The sequence below is a fragment of the Amycolatopsis sp. NPDC098790 genome, assembly GCF_044759945.1.
GTDB lineage: Bacteria > Actinomycetota > Actinomycetes > Mycobacteriales > Pseudonocardiaceae > Amycolatopsis.
Genome location: NZ_JBIWAI010000005.1, coordinates 682,713 through 702,042, shown reverse-complemented (window position 1 = coordinate 702,042; position 19,330 = coordinate 682,713). Strand labels below are relative to the sequence as shown.

19 protein-coding genes are annotated in these 19,330 nt (G+C 72.4%); 15 read left to right on the top strand and 4 right to left on the bottom strand.

Translation table 11 applies throughout. The annotated features are described in order from the left end of the window. The gene (locus tag ACIQWX_RS36860) at nt 1-306 is read left to right on the top strand and encodes a hypothetical protein (protein WP_400881267.1); all 306 of its coding nucleotides are present in this window, start codon (nt 1-3) and stop codon (nt 304-306) included. Here ACIQWX_RS36860 and eccCa read toward each other — a convergent pair. Further along, a complete protein-coding gene (gene eccCa / locus ACIQWX_RS36855) occupies nt 303-4,229 on the bottom strand; it encodes a type VII secretion protein EccCa (protein ID WP_400881265.1) in 3,927 nt (1,308 codons plus the stop codon). The genes ACIQWX_RS36860 and eccCa overlap by 4 nt on opposite strands. A gap of 143 nt (nt 4,230-4,372) precedes the next feature. Between eccCa and ACIQWX_RS36850 the strand changes: the two genes are divergently transcribed. The 7 genes from ACIQWX_RS36850 to ACIQWX_RS36820 are packed head-to-tail and all read left to right on the top strand — an operon-like array spanning nt 4,373 to nt 10,379. Continuing rightward, nucleotides 4,373-5,149: a WXG100 family type VII secretion target gene (locus ACIQWX_RS36850; RefSeq protein ID WP_400881263.1), complete on the top strand. Its 777-nt coding sequence runs from the start codon at nt 4,373-4,375 to the stop codon at nt 5,147-5,149. 30 nt (nt 5,150-5,179) lie between these two features. Continuing rightward, complete coding sequence (locus ACIQWX_RS36845; RefSeq protein WP_400881261.1) at nt 5,180-6,250, top strand: hypothetical protein; 1,071 nt, start codon at nt 5,180-5,182, stop codon at nt 6,248-6,250. Nucleotides 6,251-6,252: 2 nt separating this feature from the next. Continuing rightward, on the top strand, nt 6,253-7,614 hold the full coding sequence (locus ACIQWX_RS36840) for a WXG100 family type VII secretion target (RefSeq protein WP_400881259.1): 1,362 nt from the start codon (nt 6,253-6,255) through the stop codon (nt 7,612-7,614). Beyond that, complete coding sequence (locus ACIQWX_RS36835) at nt 7,614-8,084, top strand: hypothetical protein (protein ID WP_400881257.1); 471 nt, start codon at nt 7,614-7,616, stop codon at nt 8,082-8,084. Before ACIQWX_RS36840 ends, ACIQWX_RS36835 begins: the two co-directional genes overlap by 1 nt. Then, entirely contained in the window at nt 8,081-8,401 is a 321-nt protein-coding gene (locus ACIQWX_RS36830; RefSeq protein ID WP_257924777.1) for a YbaB/EbfC family nucleoid-associated protein, read from the top strand. The genes ACIQWX_RS36835 and ACIQWX_RS36830 overlap by 4 nt, the downstream gene beginning before the upstream one ends. After that, nucleotides 8,401-9,774, top strand: coding sequence for a type VII secretion integral membrane protein EccD (gene eccD / locus ACIQWX_RS36825; RefSeq protein WP_400881255.1), 1,374 nt, complete (start codon nt 8,401-8,403; stop codon nt 9,772-9,774). Before ACIQWX_RS36830 ends, eccD begins: the two co-directional genes overlap by 1 nt. 14 nt (nt 9,775-9,788) lie before the next feature. After that, a complete protein-coding gene (locus ACIQWX_RS36820) occupies nt 9,789-10,379 on the top strand; it encodes a DinB family protein (protein ID WP_400881253.1) in 591 nt (196 codons plus the stop codon). A 50-nt stretch (nt 10,380-10,429) separates the two neighbouring features. On the opposite strand, the gene ACIQWX_RS36815 is transcribed toward ACIQWX_RS36820, so the two are convergent. Both ACIQWX_RS36815 and ACIQWX_RS36810 read right to left on the bottom strand, forming a co-directional pair. Continuing rightward, complete coding sequence (locus ACIQWX_RS36815) at nt 10,430-10,957, bottom strand: DUF1062 domain-containing protein (protein WP_400881251.1); 528 nt, start codon at nt 10,955-10,957, stop codon at nt 10,430-10,432. 192 nt (nt 10,958-11,149) lie between these two features. After that, nucleotides 11,150-12,199 (bottom strand): type VII secretion protein EccE, encoded by a 1,050-nt coding sequence (locus ACIQWX_RS36810; RefSeq protein WP_400881249.1) that lies wholly within the window; start codon nt 12,197-12,199, stop codon nt 11,150-11,152. 141 nt (nt 12,200-12,340) lie between these two features. Here ACIQWX_RS36810 and eccB point away from each other — a divergent pair, with 141 nt between their 5' ends. From eccB to ACIQWX_RS36795, 3 genes are read left to right on the top strand one after another with little or no spacing between them, the layout of a single operon-like run. Further along, on the top strand, nt 12,341-13,762 hold the full coding sequence (gene eccB / locus ACIQWX_RS36805) for a type VII secretion protein EccB (protein WP_400881247.1): 1,422 nt from the start codon (nt 12,341-12,343) through the stop codon (nt 13,760-13,762). An 11-nt stretch (nt 13,763-13,773) separates the two neighbouring features. Further along, nucleotides 13,774-14,466, top strand: coding sequence for a response regulator (locus tag ACIQWX_RS36800; protein WP_400881245.1), 693 nt, complete (start codon nt 13,774-13,776; stop codon nt 14,464-14,466). After that, complete coding sequence (locus ACIQWX_RS36795; protein ID WP_086674675.1) at nt 14,463-15,119, top strand: response regulator transcription factor; 657 nt, start codon at nt 14,463-14,465, stop codon at nt 15,117-15,119. Before ACIQWX_RS36800 ends, ACIQWX_RS36795 begins: the two co-directional genes overlap by 4 nt. 116 nt (nt 15,120-15,235) lie before the next feature. On the opposite strand, the gene ACIQWX_RS36790 is transcribed toward ACIQWX_RS36795, so the two are convergent. Beyond that, nucleotides 15,236-16,030, bottom strand: coding sequence for a carbon-nitrogen hydrolase family protein (locus ACIQWX_RS36790; protein WP_400881242.1), 795 nt, complete (start codon nt 16,028-16,030; stop codon nt 15,236-15,238). 83 nt (nt 16,031-16,113) lie between these two features. Here ACIQWX_RS36790 and hisD point away from each other — a divergent pair, with 83 nt between their 5' ends. Genes hisD through ACIQWX_RS36770 form a run of 4 tightly spaced genes read left to right on the top strand, consistent with a single transcriptional unit; the run spans nt 16,114 to nt 19,287 of the window. After that, nucleotides 16,114-17,439 (top strand): histidinol dehydrogenase, encoded by a 1,326-nt coding sequence (gene hisD / locus ACIQWX_RS36785; protein WP_400881240.1) that lies wholly within the window; start codon nt 16,114-16,116, stop codon nt 17,437-17,439. Beyond that, on the top strand, nt 17,436-18,536 hold the full coding sequence (locus tag ACIQWX_RS36780; protein ID WP_400881238.1) for a histidinol-phosphate transaminase: 1,101 nt from the start codon (nt 17,436-17,438) through the stop codon (nt 18,534-18,536). Before hisD ends, ACIQWX_RS36780 begins: the two co-directional genes overlap by 4 nt. Then, a complete protein-coding gene (gene hisB, locus ACIQWX_RS36775) occupies nt 18,533-19,132 on the top strand; it encodes an imidazoleglycerol-phosphate dehydratase HisB (RefSeq protein ID WP_372668841.1) in 600 nt (199 codons plus the stop codon). Before ACIQWX_RS36780 ends, hisB begins: the two co-directional genes overlap by 4 nt. Beyond that, on the top strand, nt 19,129-19,287 hold the full coding sequence (locus ACIQWX_RS36770) for a hypothetical protein (RefSeq protein ID WP_372668839.1): 159 nt from the start codon (nt 19,129-19,131) through the stop codon (nt 19,285-19,287). Before hisB ends, ACIQWX_RS36770 begins: the two co-directional genes overlap by 4 nt. The last annotated feature ends 43 nt before the right edge of the window (nt 19,288-19,330 follow it).

The window sequence follows — 19,330 nt, the reverse complement described above, 5'->3', positions numbered from 1 at the left end:
ATGTCGGGAACCCTCGTGCTGCCGGACGGCCGGTCGTGGACCGCCTCCAGCGGCGTCTACTACTGGGTCCTCGACCACCTCGCGGGCGCGGTCACCGATCCGGCGGCCGCGGAGCGGTTCCGGCTGGCCTCGGAACACGGCTTCCGCACCACCGACCTCGGCGACCTCCCACCGTCCGCGCGTGACGAAGTGCTGGCGCTGCTGCGAGGCTCGCTCCTGCCGGCCGCGGAGACGCGGTTCCCGGGCCCGGACGGCGAGGCCGTCCGCAAGGCCGTCGCCGAACTCGAGGAAACCGCCCGGTCCTAGCTCTCCGCCGGCTTGGTCCACGCCACCTGCACGAGCCCCGTGCCGTGCCGGCGCGACACCAGCGTCCCCCGGCCCGGCGGCTGCGGCGACGGCTTGACGTCCGCCAGCAACGCCCCTTCGTCCTTCGTGCCCGACATGATCAACCCCGGCGAGCCCAGCTCCCGCAGGCGCTGCAGGACCGGCTCGAACAACGCCCGCCCGGCGCCGCCCGACCCGCGCACGATGATCACGTGCAGGCCGATGTCCCGCGCCTGCGGCAGGAACTCCAGCAGCGGCTGCAACGGGTTGCGCCCGACCGTCGCCACCAGCTCGTAGTCGTCCACCAGAACGAACAGCTCCGGTCCGCGCCACCACGAGCGGTTGCGCAGCTGCTCCGGCGTCACCGACGGACCCGGCAAGCGATTGCGCATCGCCGTGGCGCACTCGGTGATCAGCTCCGTCAGCTTGCCCTCGGCTCCCGCGTAGCCCAGCAGGTGCGGCTCGGACACTGCCCCGAGCAGGCCACGCCGGTAGTCCGCGACGATGATCGCCGCCTCGTCCGGGCTGTACTTCGACGTGATCCCCTGGGCGATGGCCCGCAGCAGCGACGACTTCCCCGACTCCACGTCGCCGAACGCCACGAAGTGCGGGTCCGCCGCGAAGTCCAGGTACACCGGCCGCAACGTCGATTCCGCGATCCCCAACGTGACTTGACGCGAAGGGCCCGCGGGCAACCCGTCGAGGGGCACCTCCGGCGGCAGCAGCCGGACCTGCGGCGCGCGCGGGCCCTTCCACGCGTCGGAAATCCGGCGGACGAGGTCGACGCCGCCCGCGCCGATCGTCTCCGGGCGCTGGTCGCCGTCGATGCGGGGCAGGGCCGCCAGGAAGTGCAGCTTCTCCGCCGTGATGCCGCGGCCGGGCCGGTCGGCCGGCACGTTCACCGCGACCTTGCGGTCGATCGAGGAGTCCATCGGGTCACCCAGGCGCAGCTCGAACCGCGTGCCGATCGCGTCGCGCAGCTGCGCGCGGACGCCGATCCACTGGTTGAGCGAGACGATCACGTGGATGCCGAACCCGAGCCCGCGCGCGGCCAGCCCGGTGATCTGCTCCTCCAGCTGCTCGTACTCCTGCCGGATCGTGGTCCAGTTGTCCACGAACAGGAACACGTCGCCGAACTCGCGGCCGTCGGTGCTCTCGGTGAACTCCGCGCGCCGCTGGCGGAACGTCGTGATCGACTCGATGCCGTGCGCGGAGAAGTACTCCTCGCGCTGCTCCAGCAACGTCGTCAGCTCGGCGACGACCCGGCGGCAGCGCTGCGCGTCACGGCGGGTCGCGTAGCCGGACGTGTGCGGCAGCCCGGCGATCGGGGCCAGCGCGCCACCGCCCATGTCGAGGACGAACAGCTGCACCTCGGCCGGGGTGTGGGTCAGCGCGAGCATGCCCGCGATGTCCTTCATCAGCGTCGACTTGCCGCTCTGCGGGGCGCCGACGATCAGCGCGTGCCCGCCGGCGCCGGAGAAGTCGGCCCACAGCATGTCCCGGCGCTGCTCGAACGGCTTGTCCACCAACGCGACCGGGATGGTCAGCTTGCCGTTGCCGCCCCAGCCGAGCGGGCACAGGCCGCGCGCGGCGTCCTCGCCCAGCGGCGGCAGCAGCTGCTCCAGCGTCGGCGGCTCGTTCAGCGGCGGCAGCCAGATCTGGTGCGCGGCCGGCCCGCGGCCCTCCAGCCGCGAGAGCATCGCGCCGATGATCGTTTCGCCGGTGCCGTCCGTCTTCGGCGCGTCTTCGATCTCGGTCGTCACCGGGATCTCCACGGGCGCCAGGGAGAACGGCAGGACGCCGAGCTCCTGCCCGTCCTCGCGCACGACCGTGCTGCGCGGCGGCAGCTCCCCGGAGACGTACGCGGCCTTGAGCCGGATCAGCGTTTCGGTGTCGGACTTCAGGTACGCCGACCCCGGCACCGGCGGCAGGTGGTAGGCGTCGGCGACGCCGAGCACGGTCCGGCTTTCCGCCGCCGAGAACGTCCGCAGGCCGATCCGGTACGACAGGTGCGAGTCGAGCCCGCGCAGCCGGCCCTCTTCGAGCCGCTGCGACGCCAGCAGGAGGTGGATGCCCAGGGACCGCCCGAGCCGGCCGATCGCGACGAACAGGTCGATGAACTCGGGCCGCGCGGACAGCAGCTCGGAGAACTCGTCGATGATGACCAGCAGCGACGGCAGCGGCTCGAGGGACGCGCCGTCCGCGCGGGCCTTCTCGTAGTCGCGCACCGACGCGTAGTTCCCGGCCGCGTGCAGGAGTTCCTGGCGCCGCAGCAGTTCGCCGTTGAGCGCGTCGGCCATGCGGTCGACCAGCGCGAGGTCGTCGGACAGGTTCGTGATGACCGCGCACGTGTGCGGCAGGCCGGTCATCCCGGCGAAGGTCGCGCCGCCCTTGAAGTCGATCAGCGCCAGGTTCAGCGTCTCCGACGAGTGCATCACCGCCAGCGCCGTCACCAGCGTCCGCAGCAGCTCGCTCTTGCCGGACCCGGTCGCGCCGATGACCAGGCCGTGCGGGCCCATCCCGCCTTCGGCCGACTCCTTGAGGTCCAGCTCGACCGGCCGGCCCTCCGGGTTGACGCCCAGCGGGATCCGCAGCCGGTCGCGGGCCGCGCGCGGGGCCCACGTCACGGTGGTGTCGGTGTCGCGCGGGTCGCCGATGCCGAGCAGCCCGGCCAGCCCGAACGTCGCCGACATCGGCTTCTCGCCGACGACCGCGGCCGGGGTGTGCAACGGCGTCAGCATGCGGGCCAGGGCTTCGGCCGCGCCGCGGTCGAGGACGTCCGGGCGGCCGAGGAACCCGAGCCGCTGCTCGGTGGCGTCGCCGACGACCATGCCGAGGGAATCGGGTGCGGTGTGCAGGCTCAGCAGCCGCTCGGTCGAGTACGTGCGCGGGTGCTCCTGCCCGATCTCGAGGACCGTGACGCCGAGCCTGCCGTCCTCGCCGATCAGCCGGGTCTCGCCGTGGGCGTTGCCGCCGTCGACGACGACGATCAGGTGCGGGAGGTCCAGCTCGGCCGCCGCGCGGCGGCTGAACGCGGGGCGTTCGCCGAGGTCGGCGCCGAGCAGCTCGGCCAGCCCGGCCGCCGAGTCGGCCGCCAGGCGCCGGGACCCGACGGCGTCGGTCGCGCCGGCCGCCGTCGCGTGCGGCAGCCACTTCGCCCATTCCCAGTCGTGCTGGCGGTCCGCCGGCACGCACAGCGCGACCCGCAGGTCGGAGGGGGAGTGGAAGGTGACGAGCTGGCACAGCAGCGCCCGCGTCAGGCCGAGCACGTCCGGCCGCCGCCCGGCGACGGTGACCGCGGCGAACGAGCGCAGCGACAGCGCGACCGGCAGCCCGTCGACCGTCGAGTAGGTGCGGATGAAGTGCTTGAGGCTGGTGGAGGACACCGGGTCCAGGTCCTCCAGCGGCACGGTCTGCGGCGCCTTCAACGGCGTCGCGAGCCGCTGCGGGCCGGTGCCCGCGCGGACCTGCGCGAACTGGCCGTCGGTGCGCCGCCGGTCCCACAGCTGCCCGGTCTCGACGTAGGCCCAGAGGTCGGCCGGGTCGGGCTGGAGCGCGATCATGGCCGCGCGCTGGCCGTCGGCGATGTCGCGGACCTGGGCCCGCAGGCCGGACAGGTACCGCTGGTAGTCGCGGCGCTCGTCGTTGATCTGCGCCTTCTTCGCCATGCCGCCGCGGCCCAGCGACATCACGACCATGCCGCCCATCGCGCAGATGAACAGCGCGCCGAAGATGTAGGTCATCACCCCGCCGTCGCGTCCGATGTAGACGAACGACATCGCGCCCATGCCGAGCATCATCGGCAGGAACATCATCAGCTGCACCATCCCGCCGGACGAGCTCTTCGGGAGCATCGGCGGCGACTGCAGCACGATCTCGGAAGGTCGCTCGGGCGTGAGGCTCATGCGTCAAGGCTCCAGCAGATCGGAAGGGCGCTGACCGGTATTTTGGCCACTCGCCGACCCGTCGCGGTGGGTACTTTTGCCGTCCGCCCGCTTCCGGGGCCGAACTTACGCTCTGCCGAGCAGCCACCCGCGGAAGGAGAGCCATGGCCGGCGAGTACCGGGCTGAGCCCGAGGCGATGCGCTCTTCCGTCGGCAACGTCGGAGGCATCATCGCCCACGGCATCAACGCGGTGTCCGACCTCGAGCGCCTGGTCGTGCAGCCGGTGTCGTTCGCGGGCTTCGGCAGCGCCGTCGCCGCCGCGAACGCCGCCCTGCACTCCGGCCAGGTCACCGCCGTCCGCACGCTCCTGCAGCTGCTGCAGCAGATCAACGGCCTGGTCAAGGCCAGCGCCGACGCCTACCAGGCGGCCGACGAGGCCGCCGCGGCCGGCTACGGCGGTGGTCACGACGGCTCCTCGGCGCCCACGTCGTCGATCTGGGGGAGCCCGCACGCCTCGGAGCTCGCCACCCTGGCGATCAACGACAGCGCGGGCGCCCACGGCGAGCCGTCGTCGGTCGGGAACGTGCTGCGCTACCTGGGGGACGCGCGGCTCGGGCGGCTCGGCGACCACCCGATCACCGACACCCGCTTCCACGGGGTCGCCGACTTCAACGACTGGCTGGCCGGCGACGCCGACAACCAGGCGCGCGTCGGGCTGATCGAGGTCTACGCCGGCACCGCGCGCACCTTCTCCGACGTCCCCGGCGGCGTCCACAGCGGCGACGTCGTCGTCGTGGAGCCGCTGCTGTTCTCCGACCGCCAGCCGGTCATCGGCGTCGCCGGCGACGGCGGCCGCCTCTACAACCACGGGCTCCTCGACGCCCGCATCAGCGGGCTGGCCAAGGTCAGCGTGTACCGGCCCGCGTCCGTCGTCGCCTGATCGTCCGTCCTTGAAATCCTGTGAGGTCCGATGCTGACTTTCCCGAACTCCAGCGCGATGGACGCGACCGCGTCCTCGGGCGGGCCGATCACCATCCTGCCGCAGATCGTCACCGGCCAGCCGGAGCAGATCGCGAAGCACGTGGTGGACCTGATCCGCAAGGCCGAGCAGTTCCTCAGCATGTACAACGAGCTGACGAAGGCCGCCGACCAGCTCGGCAAGATCTGGTCCGGCGCGGCGAGCGAGTCGGCGCTGAAGAAGATCGGCGACTCCCTCAAGCAGCTCGAGACGATCATCAACGTCGTGCAGAAGGGCGCCGAGCTGCTCGGCATCTCCGGCACGCTGATCAAGACCGCGCAGCAGGCCTACCGCTCGGTGGTCGCCGCGGTGAACCCGACGGTCGCCTCGCTGATGTCCAACCCGTGGACCTACGGCGCGGCGGTCGCTTTGTCGACCGCGACGAGCGCGTCGCTGCGGGCGTTCATCACCTCGATCGGCGCGCTGCTCAAGGCGCTCGGCGCGGGTGACCTCGCCCAGCAGGTCACCCAGCTCGCGCAGGTCATCGGCGCGATCGAGAAGCTCTTCCACCACGACTCCGGCACCTCGGGCGCGACGACGCCGTCGATCGGGAGCACCCCGGTCACGGCGCCCCAGGCCCCGTCGCCGGTGGCGAGCCCGTCGGGGCAGCAGGCGGTGGCGGGCGGGAGCGGCGGGGGGATCCCGCAGCAGCCTTCGTTCACCGACTACACCCCGCCCGCGCTCGCCACCGGCGGCGGTTCCAGCACCGGCACCGGGACGGCGGTGTCCGGCAACGGCACCCCGCTCAACCCGGCGAACAGCTGGATCGCCGTCGACCCGGCGCAGAACGGCGCGACCGTGCCGACGCAGCCGGCGCCGGTCACCCAGCCCGCCCCGGTCACCCAGCCGTCCGCGCCGGCGCCGGTGCACAGCGCCGACGAGGTCGTCATCCACACCAACCTCACCACCGGTGAGTCCACTGTGGAGGCTCCGGGCGGCCAGGACTTCGACCTCGACATCGACCTGGACTACAACGGCAAGCACTTCAGCCAGCACGTCGGCTACGACGCCGCCGGGAACTAGCCGTGTGGTCCTCGGGGGTCGTCGACGCGTCGGGCGTGGTCAGCTCCGTGCTGTCCGGGTACCGGCGCGTCCTGGTGGAGTGCCAGAGACGCGTGACCGGTGACCCGGGCGCGCTGAGTGCCGCGTCGCAACGGGTCGCCACGCAGGCGTCGACGGTTTCGGGCAAGGCGCGCGAGATCGACGACTCGGCGAAGAACCTGCACGCGGACTGGGACGGTGACGCCTACACCGCGTTCGCCACCGCGGCCGGCGAGCTGGGCAAGGACCTCACCGAGGCCGCGGCGAAGCTCGACGACCAGGCGAAACGGCTCTCGATGGCCTCGCAGCTGGTCCAGTCCGCGAAGGCCGCCGTCGACTCGATCATCGCGCAGTTCGACCAGTACGCCCAGCAGCTGACCGCGCAGGCCCGCGCGGTGAACTCCGGCTCGGTCGGCGCGTTCATCCAGGCCGCGCGGCAGCTCGGCGAGCAGAGCGTCGAAGCCGCGCGCCAGGTCGTCGACGAGTTCTCCGAGGCCCTCGCCGAGCTGTTCCCGCCGGAGGGCACCCAACGGCTGGAGTACAAGCTGGGCAAGAAGACCTGGGGCCCGCTGGGCTGGCTCAACGGCAGCACGCTCGACGGGCGCAAGCGGCCCCGGTCGGCGCCGTCGTGGTTCAAGAACTCGGGCTGGAAGAAGCTCACCTGGGACGGCCTCGAAGGCACCCGCGCGCCGAAGAAGGCGGACACGCCGTTCGGGCAGCCGAAGCCGGAGACCGTCAAGGACAAGCTCGGCCGCAACACCGAGATCACCTACTACAAGTTCAAGCACGAGCAGGACGGGTTCACCCCGGAGTACGACGGCAAGATCACGTCGAAGGGCTGGGACGTCGGCGCGTCCGGGCACACCGAGCTGGCCGCGGTGAAGGAAGAGGCCGAGCTCAAGGGCGACTGGGGCCCGGCCGCGGCGCACGCCAAGGGCACGGTCTTCGCCGGCGGCGAGGCGAGCGCGTCCGGCACGATCGGCGCGCACGGTGTCGGCGCGCACGCGAACGTCTTCGTGGGCGGAAAGGTCGAGGGTGAGGTCGCCGCGGACGTGGCGGGCATCGGCGTCGGCGCGAACGGCACCCTGCAGTACGGCATCGGCGCGCAGCTCGACGCCCAGGCCACCTACGACGCCGGGCACCTCAAGGTCAACTTCAAGGCGGGCGCGGCGCTGGGCCTCGGTGCGGGCGTCGGCGCGAAGATCGACATCGACCTGCCGAAGCTCGGCCACACCATCGGCGAGTACGGCGGCGCCGCCGTCGACTACGTCGGCCACGCCGCTTCGGACGCGGCCGACGCCGTCGGCTCCGCTTGGGACGACGCCGTTTCGTACGTGGGGCTGTGATGACGCTTCCCCTCGACTTCGTCATCCCGGACGGCTGGACGGCCGTCGACCCGGGCGACTCCGGTGCGGTGTTCGTCGCCGTGCACGACGCCGCGCCGGGCGAGTTCGTCCCGAACATCACCGTGAGCGTCCAGCAGCGGCCCGACGACGCGTCGATCGACGCCATCGCCGCCGAAGCCGTCGAACGGCTTTCGCTGACCCTGGCCGGGCTCGAGGTGCTGAGCCGCCGCGACGTCGGCGCCCCGGCCGCGCCCGGCGTCATGCAGCTGCTCCGCCTGCGCACCGGCGAAGGCGACGAGCTGGTCCAGACCCAGGTGCACCTGACCGTCCCCGGCGCCACGCCGGAGGAGCGGCTGGTGCTCGAGCTCGCCTGCACGGCCGCGCCCGCGACCGCCCGGCGGCTCTCACCCGGTTTCCAGCGGTTCGTGGGCAGCGTCCACGTCCGCCAGCACGAAGGGAAAGCACAGTGACCGATCCGTACGCGGTGCCGGACATGGACGAGCTGCTCGCACAGGTGCGCAAGCAGACCGAAGAGGTCCAGCGGATCCAGCGCACGGTCGAGGCGATGGAGGTCAAGGCGCACTCGCGGCAGAACGAGGTCACCGTCACCCTCCGCGGCGACGGCCGGTTCACCTCGATCGACATCGACCCCCGCGCGATCCGCGAGTACGACGCCCGCAACCTCTCGGAGATCGTGCTCGAGGCGGTGAACGCCGGGCTGTCGAAGCTCGCCGAGGCGTCGAACGCGAAGTTCGCCCCGGTCATCGCGGCCGCCAAGAACGTCTGATGACTGCCGCCGCTCTCACCGGGACGACCCGGCGGGTCACGGTGGTGACCCCGCGCGCCCGCGTCGACGTCGCCCTGCCGCAGCAGTCGACGTTCGCCGAGCTGGTGCCGCAGCTCGTGCGGCTGGCCGGGGCCGCCGGGCAGGCGTCGGCCGAGCACCCGGGCTGGGTGCTGTCCCGGCTCGGCGGCGCGCCACTGGCGTTGGGCCTGAGCGTCGCCGCCGCCCAGATCCGGGACGGCGAAGTGCTCCACCTGACCCCGCGGGAGCGCCCGCGGGGTCCGCTGCTGTTCGACGACGTCATCGACTCGATCGCCAGCGTCGCGGACTCGTCCGGCGGCTGGAGCCCGGCGGTCGCGCGGCGGTCCGGTCTGGTGGCGGCGGTCGTGCTGCTGCTGGCCGGCGGACTTCTGGTGCAGGCGGCGGCGTCCGGCAGCGTGCTGGCCCCGATCGGGACCGGGCTGCTGGCGCTGGTGCTGCTCCTCGGCGGCGGCGCGCTGAGCCGGGCTTACGGAGACGCGGAGGCGGGCGCGGCCGGCGCCGCTGCCGGGGTCGGCGTCGCGCTGCTGGCCGGGATGTCCGTGCTGCCACCGCACCCGTTGTTCTCGCTGTCGGCGGGCCCGCTGGCGGCGGGACTGGCGGCGGTGACGGTGTACGGCGTCCTGGCGGCGGTCTCGGTGGCCGACCGGTTGCCGTGGTTCGTGGCGATCACTTCGGCGGCAGGTTTCGGCGCGGTGACGACCGGTGTGGTGCTGCTGGCCGGCGTCCGCCCGGTGTCGGCGGCGGCCGTGGTCGCGGTGCTGTGCACGGCGTTGGCGGCGGTGGCCCCGATGCTGTCGTTGCGCTTGGCCCGGCTGCCGCTCCCGCGGGTCCCGGACGACATGGAGGCGTTCCGCGCGGACGAGCAGCCGTCGGTGGGCACGGAGATGATCGGCCGGACGTCCCGCGCGCAGGCGGTGCTGACGGGGTTGCTGGTCGGGCTCGGTCTGGTGGTGCTGGCGTCGTCGGTGGTGCTGGCCGCGGGCGGCCCGTGGGACGCGGGTTTGGCGGGTTTGCTGGGCGTGGCGTGGATCCTGCGGTCCCGGTCGTACGCGGGGCGGGTCCAGCGGCTGGTGCTGGTGGGCTTCGGCATCCTCGCGCTGGTGTGCGCGGGCGTGTGGCTGGTGGTGTCGGGCGACCGCACGGTGGTGTTCGCGGCCGGCGGCACGGTGATCCTGGCGGCGGTGATCTGCCTGGTGTACGCGACGCGGGTGGCGCGTGGGCTGCGTTCGCCTTACTGGTCGCGGCTTCTGGACGTGTCCGAGTTCTTGGTGTTGCTGTCGCTGGTGCCGTTCGTGGGCATGATCGCGGGGGTGTACGAGGCCGTCCGCGGCTGAGATAGCTTCCTCGCATGACCGATTCCGATCCCAAGGACGATCTGCGGCGATACCTGCAGACGGCGCGCGAAGCGCTGGTGTGGAAGCTCGACGGCCTTTCCGAGTACGACATGCGCCGCCCGATGACGCCCACCGGCACCAACCTGCTCGGCCTCGTCAAGCACATGGCCGGTGTCGAACTCGGCTACTTCGGCGACACGTTCGGCCGGAAGTTCCCGGAGCCGCCCCCGTGGTACGAGGCCATGGACGACGACCCCGGCATCGACTTCTGGGCGTCCGAGGACGAGTCGCGCGACGACATCGTCGGGCTCTACCGGCGCGTCTGGGCGTTCGCGGACGAGACCATCGAGTCGAACCCGCTGGACGCGGCCGGCGAGATCCCGTGGTGGCCGCCGGAGCGCCGCGAGGTGACGTTGCACCGGGTGCTGGTGCACGTGATCGCCGAGCTCAACCGGCACGCCGGCCACGCCGACATCGTCCGCGAGCTCGTCGACGGCGGCGCCGGCCTGCGGGCCGACGCGTCGAACCTGCCGGATCGGGACGCGGACACGTGGGCGGAGTACCGCGAGAAGCTGGAGCGGGTCGCCCGCGCGGCCGGGTCGTAGCGAGACGCACTGGGCCTGTCCGGCGCGAATCCGCCGGACAGGCCCCGCGCTCAGCGTTTGAGCGTGAAGGTGAAGTCGCTCGAAAGCCGGGTGTCCAACCGGACCGCCGACACGACTTTCCCTTCCGCCAGAAGCCGTTCGACCTCGGCGCGCGACAACGCGCACCCGTCGGCGATCAGCCGCACGGGCCGGACCGGGATCGGCGCCTCGAACCGCACCGACACATCGATCACCTCACGATCGAGGTGATCCGACCCGCCGGTGTCGAGACGCCAAGCCCCGTCCCAATCGAGGGCGACGCGGTTGCGGCGCACCAGCCCCGGATCTCGCAGCAACTCGGCGGCGAGCGCAGGATCGTTGTGGTGCAACCGGTCCAGCAGTTCGGGACGAACGGAACGCACGTTCGTCCGCTCGAAAACCGTCAGCTTGACCGTGTCCCCGCACGACGTGCAGAGCGCGAGGAGCCAAGCGTCGATCAGCTTGTGGTGGGCGTTGACCCGGAACTTGCCGGTCGTCCGGAAGGCGTCCGCCCCGCACGCGTGGCAACGGCGGCGGACGAGCGGCAGGCGAGTGGGCATGACAAACCAGGAGAGCACAGGAGTACACCGGTTCCAGTGAGAAATCCGCAGCAAAAGGCGGCGTGGCGCACAGCGTCACGCGACGGGTTCAGCGCTCGGGGTTTCTCACGCGATGTACAACGGCACGTCCCGGACTAGACGACTCGGTCAGCCGCAAGATAACGGCGCGGAGCCGCGCCGGGAAACCGGTTTTCAGGAATCCAAGGCGAGTGGCAACGTCTGGCGGACCGCGGCACCGTGCCGCCCGTGCAGCGGCACCACCGGGATCCCCGGCGACGGCACCGGCGCACCCGGCCGCGCCCCCACACGGATCGTCACTTCGGCCTTCTCGCGCCCACCCGGTGTCCGGGTCAGCGTGTACGACGTCGCCGTGAAAGCGGCTCCCGGCACCGCGAAATCGAAGATCCGGGACGACCGCGGCCGGAAGCACATCTGCGCCGCGCCGCCCCACGTCCACGACCGCCACCGGTCGGGCTCGCCACCCGGTGCCCCCTGGACGCTCAGCGCCACGCGAAGCTCCTTCGCCAGCTCACCGGCCTCCAGCACGGTGCTCTGGTACCCCGCCTCGGCCAGCGTGCCCATCAGGCTCAGCGCCGCCGACGCCGTGCTTCGCAACGCCCCCAGGTCGCCACCGCCGCGGGCCAGCGCCGCGATCGGGGCAAGGTCCGGGCGGTAGCGGACCGCCAGCCAGCGGACCCGCAGCACCTGGTCGCCGCGGGGGATGGCCCACGTCAGCAGCTGGGCCGACGCCAGCGGGACGTCCGTGCGCTGGTACGCGGAGCGCAACGCCTCCACCAGCGGTCCCGGCGCGCCCGGTCCCTGCGTCAGCCGGACCAGGGCGCTCCAGCCGCCGTCGACCTCGGCGACGCCGAAGCGGTTGCCCGCGCGGTCGACGTGCTGGCGGACCTTCACCGGCCCGGCGACGTGCAGCAGCGGGTCGGGGCTCTCGCGGCGCGTGTCGTGGCGCCGCAGCCGGTACGCCGTCCAGGTCAGCGCCCAGCCCGCCGGGTGCCGTCCGGCGAACCGCACCGACGTCAGCAGCACCAGCAGCCCGGCGGCCGCGGTGACGCCGATCTGCACCGGCTGCCCGACCCCGTCGACCAGCCACGCGAGCAGCACGGCGATGCCGGCGATCTCCCACAGCGCGGCCTGCAGCGGCCGGATCGGCAGCAGCCAGGGCAACGGCGTGGACGCGGGCCGCGGCGGTGCCGGGCGGACGGCGCCGGCGGTTTCGACGGACACGGGCTCCCCTTTCCCCGGGTCTCCGACGCTACTGCCTCTCCGGATGCCGCGTGGGCGTAAAAATTACCCTCCCCTCGGTCCGTCCGGGTGTCTAGCGTCGAGCACTTGGGAGGACGACGCACAGCGCGGGGGCCAGTCAGCGTGTGGACGCAGCGGGACCAGATCCAGGCGTACCAGTTCCTCCGGCGCAGGCTCGTTTCCGCACTCGTCGCGGCCGACGCCAACCACCCCGTCTCGCCCAGCCGCCGGCTCGTCCTCGGCACCGTGCTGGGGCTCGTGGCCGCCCTGCTCGTCACCGCCGTCTTCGGCATCATCGGCCTGCTCAACCCCTCCGGCGGCAAGGACTGGCTGGCCGGCGGCAAGGTGATCGTCGAGGAGGGCACCGGCGCGCGGTTCGTGCTCGGCGCCGACGGCGTGCTGCACCCCGTGCTCAACTACGCGTCCGCGCGGCTGCTGGCCGGTGGGGCCGGCGACGCGACCGTGTCCGTCTCGTCGGAGAACCTCGGCAAGGCCGGCCGCGGCACCCAGATCGGCATCCCGGGCGCGCCGGACTCGCTGCCCGCGTCGGGCGCGCTCGTCACGACGCCGTGGACGAGCTGCAGCCGCACGACTCAGGACGCGCCCGCGTCGGCCGAGCCGCGCACCGCCGTCCTGCTCGCCGCGCCCGCGTCCGGTGTGGAACTGCCGCGGGACCAGGGCGTGATCGTCCGGCTGCCGTGGGGCGACCGGTTCCTGCTCGCCGGCGGCCGCCGCTACAAGCTTTCCGACGAGGCCGCGACCGCGCTGCAGTTCGACAGCTACCCGACGATCGCGGTGTCCGCCCGGTGGATCGACACCGTGCCGGCCGGCCGGGACCTGACCGCGCTGCCCGTCGACGGCGCCGGCGACCGCGGCCCCGCGGTGGGTGGCCGCGACTCCCGCGTCGGCGAGGTCCTCGCCGTCGTGGACGCGATGGCCGCGCCCGGCTCGGCGACGTCGTACTACCTGGTGCGCCGGGACGGGCTCGAACCGGTCGGGCAGACCGAGGCGAGCCTGCTGGTCACCACCGAAGCCAACGCGGCCGCCTACGAAGGGACGCCGAAGCCGGTCGAGGTCCGCGCGGCCGACGTCGCCGCCGTGCCGAAGGTCGCCGCGCCGCGTGCCGGGGGCGCCGACCCCGCGGCCTTCCCCGACCGCATCCCCGGCAAGGCGCCGATCACCGGCGGGTCGGTCGCGCTGTGCGTTCAGGGCAACCGGTTGCTCGTTTCGGCCGAATTCCCGCTTTCCCCTGGTGCCAAGGCAATCCAGGTCGCCACGAGGACCGAAGCACGGGTGGCGGACGAGGTGTTCGTACCTCCGTCGGGGGGAGCCGTCGTCGTCGAATCCGGCTCGGCCACCACGTACCTGGTGACCGACACGGGCCGGAAGTACCCGGTGGTGAACGCGCAGGCTTTGGCCTCGCTCGGCTACGGAAGCGTGGCGAAGTCACCGGTCGCAGGTAGTTTGCTGGCATTGGTGCCGACGGGCCCCGCGCTGGACCCGGCCACGGCCGGGCGGCCGGCTCCGTCGGGTGGAACGGGGTGAAAGTCGTGCAAATGACAGAAGAGCGTTCGACCGGCGAAGCCGACCTTGGGCGGGTCCGCGTCGCGGTGATCGAGGACCACCCGTTGTACCGCGTCTCGGTGGAACGGGTGCTGGCCGAAGCCGAGTTCGTCGAACTCGGCGCGGTGGTCGACTCGGTGGCGCGGTTCCACGTCCACCGGCAGCCTCCGGGCAGCGTCGTCCTGCTGGACCTGGGCCTGCCCGGCGTCGCGGGGGCGGCGGCGGTGCTGGAGGTCTGCGAGCTCGGGCACCACGTGCTCGTGGTCTCCGCGCAGGCCGAACCCGAAGTCGTGCTGGGGGCGATCGCCGCGGGGGCGCGGGGGTTCCTCTCCAAGGACGTCGACGCGGACGAGCTGCTGATCGCGATCAAGACGGTGGCCGACGGCGGCGCGTACGTCTCCGCGGTGGTCGCCGGGATGATCATGAAGGACAACGCGGACCGGCCCGCCGTCTCGGCCGACGTCGAGCTGTCGCCGCGCGAGGAACAGGTGCTGCGGCTGGTCGCGGCGGGGGAGCGCGACGTCGACATCGCGCTGATCCTCGGCATCGGCGTCCGGACCGTGCGGGGCTACCTGGACCGCATCCGCGACAAGACCGGCGAACGGCGGCGGCCGGGGCTGGTCAAGGAGGCCATCCGGCGCGGCCTGATCGGCGGCTCCGGGCCTCGTCGCGGCGGCCGCAAATGAGCGAACCCGCCGACGACGCCCCGGCTCCCCGCCGGATCCACGTCGGGGTCATCGAGGACCACCCGCTCTACCGGTACGCGTTGACGCGCGTGCTCACCGAAGCGCCGGACATCGAGCTCGGCGCGGTCGCCGACTCGGTGGCCCGGTTCGCGGTGCAGGACCAGCCGGCGGGCAGCGTCGTGGTCCTCGACCTCAAGCTCCGGGGTGTCCAGGACGCGGCCGCGGTCCTGGAAGTGGGGCAGATGGGGCACAAGGTGCTGGTGGTGTCCGCGCACGCGGAACAGCCGGAGGTGCTGGGGGCGATGCAGGCGGGCGCGAAGGGGTTCCTGTCGAAGGACGTCGACGGCGACGAGCTCCTGCGCGCGATCCGCACGATCGCCGACGACAACGCGTACGTGTCGCCGACGCTCGCGGGGATGATCATCCAGGACAGCGAAGAGCGGCACGCGGGGCCCAAGATCGTGCTGTCCGAGCGCGAGAAGCAGGTCCTCCGGCTGGTGGCGGCCGGGGAGCGCGACGTCGACGTGGCCGAGATCCTCAACATCAGCGTCCGGACGGTCCGCTCCTACCTGGACCGCATCCGCGACAAGACGGGCGAACGCCGGCGCGCGGGGTTCGTCCGGGTCGCGATCCGCGAAGGCCTGCTCCGCTAGCCCCAAAGCGGCATTTTCACGTGAAAGTGACCCGGAGTGCGCACTCCGGATCACTTTCCTAGGGAAAGATGCGTCCGAGGGGCCCCGAAACGCATCTTTCCTAGGGAAAGTGCGTCTCAAAGGCGGCGGTTGGCCAGGGCTCCCGTCGCGGTGCGGGCCTTGGCCGACACGGCCGGGTCGACGTCCACCACGAGCGTCTCCGGCCCCGCGCCCGCGGCGGCGTGCACCCGGCCGAACCCGTCCGCGACCAGCGAGTACCCGATCCCGGTCGGCGCCTTCGGGTTCACCGCGAGCCCCGTCGCCGCCGGGTCGGCCTGGCCGCACGCCAGCACCCAGCAGCCCGAATCCAGGGCCCGCGCCCGCACCAGCACCTCCCACTGCTCGCGCTTGCCCTCGCCGGCGCCCCAGGACGCCGGCAGCAGCACGACGTCGGCGCCGTCGTCGGCCAGCGCGCGGAACAGCTCCGGGAAGCGCACGTCGTAGCAGGTCGCGACGCCGTAGACGACGCCGTCCAGCTCGAACGTCGTCACCGAGGTACCGGGCGCGACCGTGTCCGACTCCGCGAAGCCGAACGCGTCGTAGAGGTGGATCTTGTCGTAGCCGCGGTGCTGTCCGCGGCCGGTGACCAGCAGCGTGTTGCGCACGCGGCCCTCGTCCGCCGGGGTGAACATGCCCGCGACGACCACGACGTCGTGCTCGGCCGCCACCGCGGCCACCGCCGTCGCCCACGGCCCGTCGAGATCTTCGGCGACCGGTTCCAGGGGACGCCCGAACCGCGCCATCGTCGCTTCGGGGAACACGACGATCCGGGCGCCGTCCGCCACCGCGGCCTCCACACCGGAGCGAACCAGCTTCAGGTTCGCCTCCGGATCGTCACCCGAGTTGACCTGGCACAACGCGATTCGCGCCACCGCTGCCTCCTGCATGCTGGGATCGGCCGTCACCGGGGAGTATCGCTGAAAAGCGGCTGGGCGTGACCTCGTACCCTGGAGGCATGTTGAACCGCACCGACCTGCGCGGGCAGGTCCCGACCGCCGCCGAACTGCGCGCCACGCTCCCACGCGCCGAATACGACGTGGACGCGGCGCTGCACCACGTGCGCCCGGTGGTCGAGGCGGTCCGTGACCGCGGTGTCGAAGCCGTCCTCGAATACACCGAGAAGTTCGACAAGGTGCGCCCCGCGTCCGTGCGGGTGCCGCGTCCTGAGCTGACCCGCGCTCTGGAAGAGCTGGACCCGGCCGTGCGTGCCGCGCTGGAGGAGTCGATCACCCGCGCCCGCAAGGTGCACGCCGAGCAGCGCCGCACCGACGTCACGACCACGGTCGTCGACGGCGGCACGGTCACCGAGAAGTGGGTGCCGGTCGAGCGCGTCGGGCTGTACGCGCCGGGCGGCCTGGCCGTGTACCCGTCGACCGTGGTGATGAACGTCGTCCCGGCGCAGATCGCCGGCGTCGCCTCCCTGGTCGTCTGCTCGCCGCCGCAGGCCGCGTTCGGTGGCCTCCCGCACCCGACCATCCTCGCCGCGGCCGAGCTGCTCGGCGTCGACGAGGTGTGGGCGGTCGGCGGCGCGCAGGCCGTCGCGCTGCTGGCGTACGGCGGCACGGACACCGACGGCGCCGAACTGGCCCCGGTCGACGTCGTGACCGGCCCGGGCAACATCTACCTCACCGCGGCCAAGCGGCTCCTGCGCGGCCTGATCGGCATCGACGCCGAGGCCGGCCCGACCGAGATCGCGATCCTCGCCGACGAGACGGCCGACCCGGTGCACGTCACCGCCGACCTGATCAGCCAGGCCGAGCACGACCCCCTCGCGGCGAGCGTCCTGGTCACGACGTCGGTCGAGCTGGCGGACGCCGTCGACAAGGAACTGGTGAACCGCGTCGCGGCGACGAAGCACAGTTCGCGGGTGGCCGAAGCGTTGGGCGGCAAGCAGTCCGGCGTCATCCTGGTGTCCACAGTGGACGACGGCCTGCGCGTCGTCGACGCCTACGCCGCCGAGCACCTGGAGATCCAGACGGCGGACGCGCGTGCGGTCGCCGCCCGGGTCCGCAACGCGGGCGCGATCTTCGTCGGCGCGTACGCCCCGGTGTCGCTGGGCGACTACTGCGCGGGGTCCAACCACGTCCTGCCCACCGGCGGGTTCGCCCGCCACTCCTCGGGCCTGTCGGTGCAGAGCTTCCTCAAGGGCATCCACGTCGTGGACTACACCGAGGACGCCCTGCGCGAGGTTGCCGGCCGCGTCGTCGCGCTGGCCGACGCCGAGGACCTGCCCGCGCACGGCGAGGCCGTCACGGCGCGGTTCGGAGGTTCGGTCCGATGACGATCGGCGAAGAGGTCACGCTGGCCCAGCTGCCGCTGCGCGAGGACCTGCGCGGCAAGACGCCGTACGGGGCACCGCAGCTGGACGTCCCGGTCCGGCTGAACACCAACGAGAACCCGTACCCGCCGCCGCCCGAGCTGGTCGCGGACGTCGCGGAGGCGGTCCGCGCCGAGGCGGCCGAGCTGCACCGCTACCCGGACCGCGACGCCGTGGCGCTGCGCCAGGACCTGGCCGACTACCTGAGCGTGTCGACGCGGGTGGTGCTGTCGGAGGCGAACGTCTGGGCCGCCAACGGGTCCAACGAGGTGCTGCAGCAGATCCTGCAGGCGTTCGGCGGGCCGGGGCGCAGCGCGCTGGGGTTCGAGCCGTCGTACTCGATGCACCCGATCATCGCGTCCGGCACGCGCACCGAATGGGTCCCGGCGCCGCGCCGCGACGACTTTTCGTTGGACACGGCCGCGGCGGCCGCGGTCATCTCGGACCGGCGTCCGGACATCGTGTTCGTCACGAGCCCGAACAACCCGACCGGCGGGTCGATCCCGCTCGACGAGCTGCGGTCCGTTTTGGACGCGGCCACCGGGATCGTCGTCGTCGACGAGGCGTACGCGGAGTTTTCGTCGCAGCGCAGCGCGGTGCACCTGCTGGCCGACTACCCGGCTTCGTTGATCGTCTCGCGCACGATGAGCAAGGCGTTCGCGTTCGCGGGCGGCCGGCTCGGCTACCTGGCGGCGGCACCGGCGGTGGTCGACGCGCTGCAGCTGGTCCGGCTGCCGTACCACCTGTCACGGTTGACGCAGGCGGCGGCGCGAGCGGCTTTGCGGCACGCGGACGCCACTTTGGACAGTGTGCACAAGCTGGCGGCCGAGCGCGACCGCGTCGTGGAGGCGTTGGCGGGGCTGGGTTACGACCCGGTGCCGAGCGACTCGAACTTCGTCCTCTTCGGACGGTTTGCCTCACCGTCGGCTGCCTGGCAGTCCTATTTGGACAAGGGGGTGCTGATCCGCGACCCGGGCATTCCCGGCCACTTGCGCGTGAGCATCGGCACCCCGGAGGAGAACGACGCCTTCCTCGAGGCGAGTAAGGAAGTCTCGCGATGACCCGCATCGGCAAGGTCGAACGGACCACCAAGGAGTCCTCGATCTCCGTCCAGCTCGACCTCGACGGCACGGGCGAGGTGGAGATCTCGACGGGCGTGCCGTTCTACGACCACATGCTGACGGCGTTCGGCGTCCACGGCTCGCTGGACCTCAAGGTGGAGGCCACGGGCGACATCCACATCGACGCGCACCACACGGTCGAGGACACGGCGATCGTGCTGGGCCAGGCGATCCGCCAGGCCCTGGGCGACAAGAGCGGCATCCGCCGCTTCGGAGACGCGTGGATCCCGATGGACGAAACCCTGGCCCACGCGGCAATCGACGTGTCGGGGCGCCCGTACTGCGTGCACGTGGGCGAGCCCGAGCAGTTCAACACCTTCACGATCGGCGGCAACTACCCGTTCGTGCTGACGCGCCACGTGTTCGACTCGCTGTCGTTCCACGCGCAGATCGCGCTGCACGTGAGGGTGATCCACGGCCGCGACCCGCACCACATCGCGGAGGCGGAGTACAAGGCGGTGGCGAGGGCGTTGCGTGCGGCGACGGAGCCGGACCCGAGGGCGGGCGGAATCCCGTCGACGAAGGGTGTTCTGTGAGCAACAGCGTGGTCGGAGTCCTCCTGCTGGCCCTGGGAGGCTTCCTGGTGGGCGGCGTCTATTCGACGTGGAAGACGGCGAAGTTCATGGCGGTGGTGTTGGGAGTCGCGGCGCTGCTCGCCATCGGCGGCGCGATCTTCTGGCTGATGAGCTGACCGATTCCTTTCCCGGGCGCGGGCGGTCCACCTTCCAGACGAG

Coding starts and splice junctions, on each gene's coding strand:
- ACIQWX_RS36815 (WP_400881251.1), bottom strand. CDS start 10,957: ATGCCCACTCGCCTGCCGCTCGTCCGCCGCCGTTGCCACGCGTGCGGG.
- ACIQWX_RS36820 (WP_400881253.1), top strand. CDS start 9,789: ATGACCGATTCCGATCCCAAGGACGATCTGCGGCGATACCTGCAGACG.
- ACIQWX_RS36800 (WP_400881245.1), top strand. CDS start 13,774: ATGACAGAAGAGCGTTCGACCGGCGAAGCCGACCTTGGGCGGGTCCGC.
- ACIQWX_RS36850 (WP_400881263.1), top strand. CDS start 4,373: ATGGCCGGCGAGTACCGGGCTGAGCCCGAGGCGATGCGCTCTTCCGTC.
- hisB (WP_372668841.1), top strand. CDS start 18,533: ATGACCCGCATCGGCAAGGTCGAACGGACCACCAAGGAGTCCTCGATC.
- ACIQWX_RS36795 (WP_086674675.1), top strand. CDS start 14,463: ATGAGCGAACCCGCCGACGACGCCCCGGCTCCCCGCCGGATCCACGTC.
- hisD (WP_400881240.1), top strand. CDS start 16,114: ATGTTGAACCGCACCGACCTGCGCGGGCAGGTCCCGACCGCCGCCGAA.
- ACIQWX_RS36845 (WP_400881261.1), top strand. CDS start 5,180: ATGCTGACTTTCCCGAACTCCAGCGCGATGGACGCGACCGCGTCCTCG.
- ACIQWX_RS36780 (WP_400881238.1), top strand. CDS start 17,436: ATGACGATCGGCGAAGAGGTCACGCTGGCCCAGCTGCCGCTGCGCGAG.
- ACIQWX_RS36835 (WP_400881257.1), top strand. CDS start 7,614: ATGACGCTTCCCCTCGACTTCGTCATCCCGGACGGCTGGACGGCCGTC.
- ACIQWX_RS36860 (WP_400881267.1), top strand. CDS start 1: ATGTCGGGAACCCTCGTGCTGCCGGACGGCCGGTCGTGGACCGCCTCC.
- eccCa (WP_400881265.1), bottom strand. CDS start 4,229: ATGAGCCTCACGCCCGAGCGACCTTCCGAGATCGTGCTGCAGTCGCCG.
- eccD (WP_400881255.1), top strand. CDS start 8,401: ATGACTGCCGCCGCTCTCACCGGGACGACCCGGCGGGTCACGGTGGTG.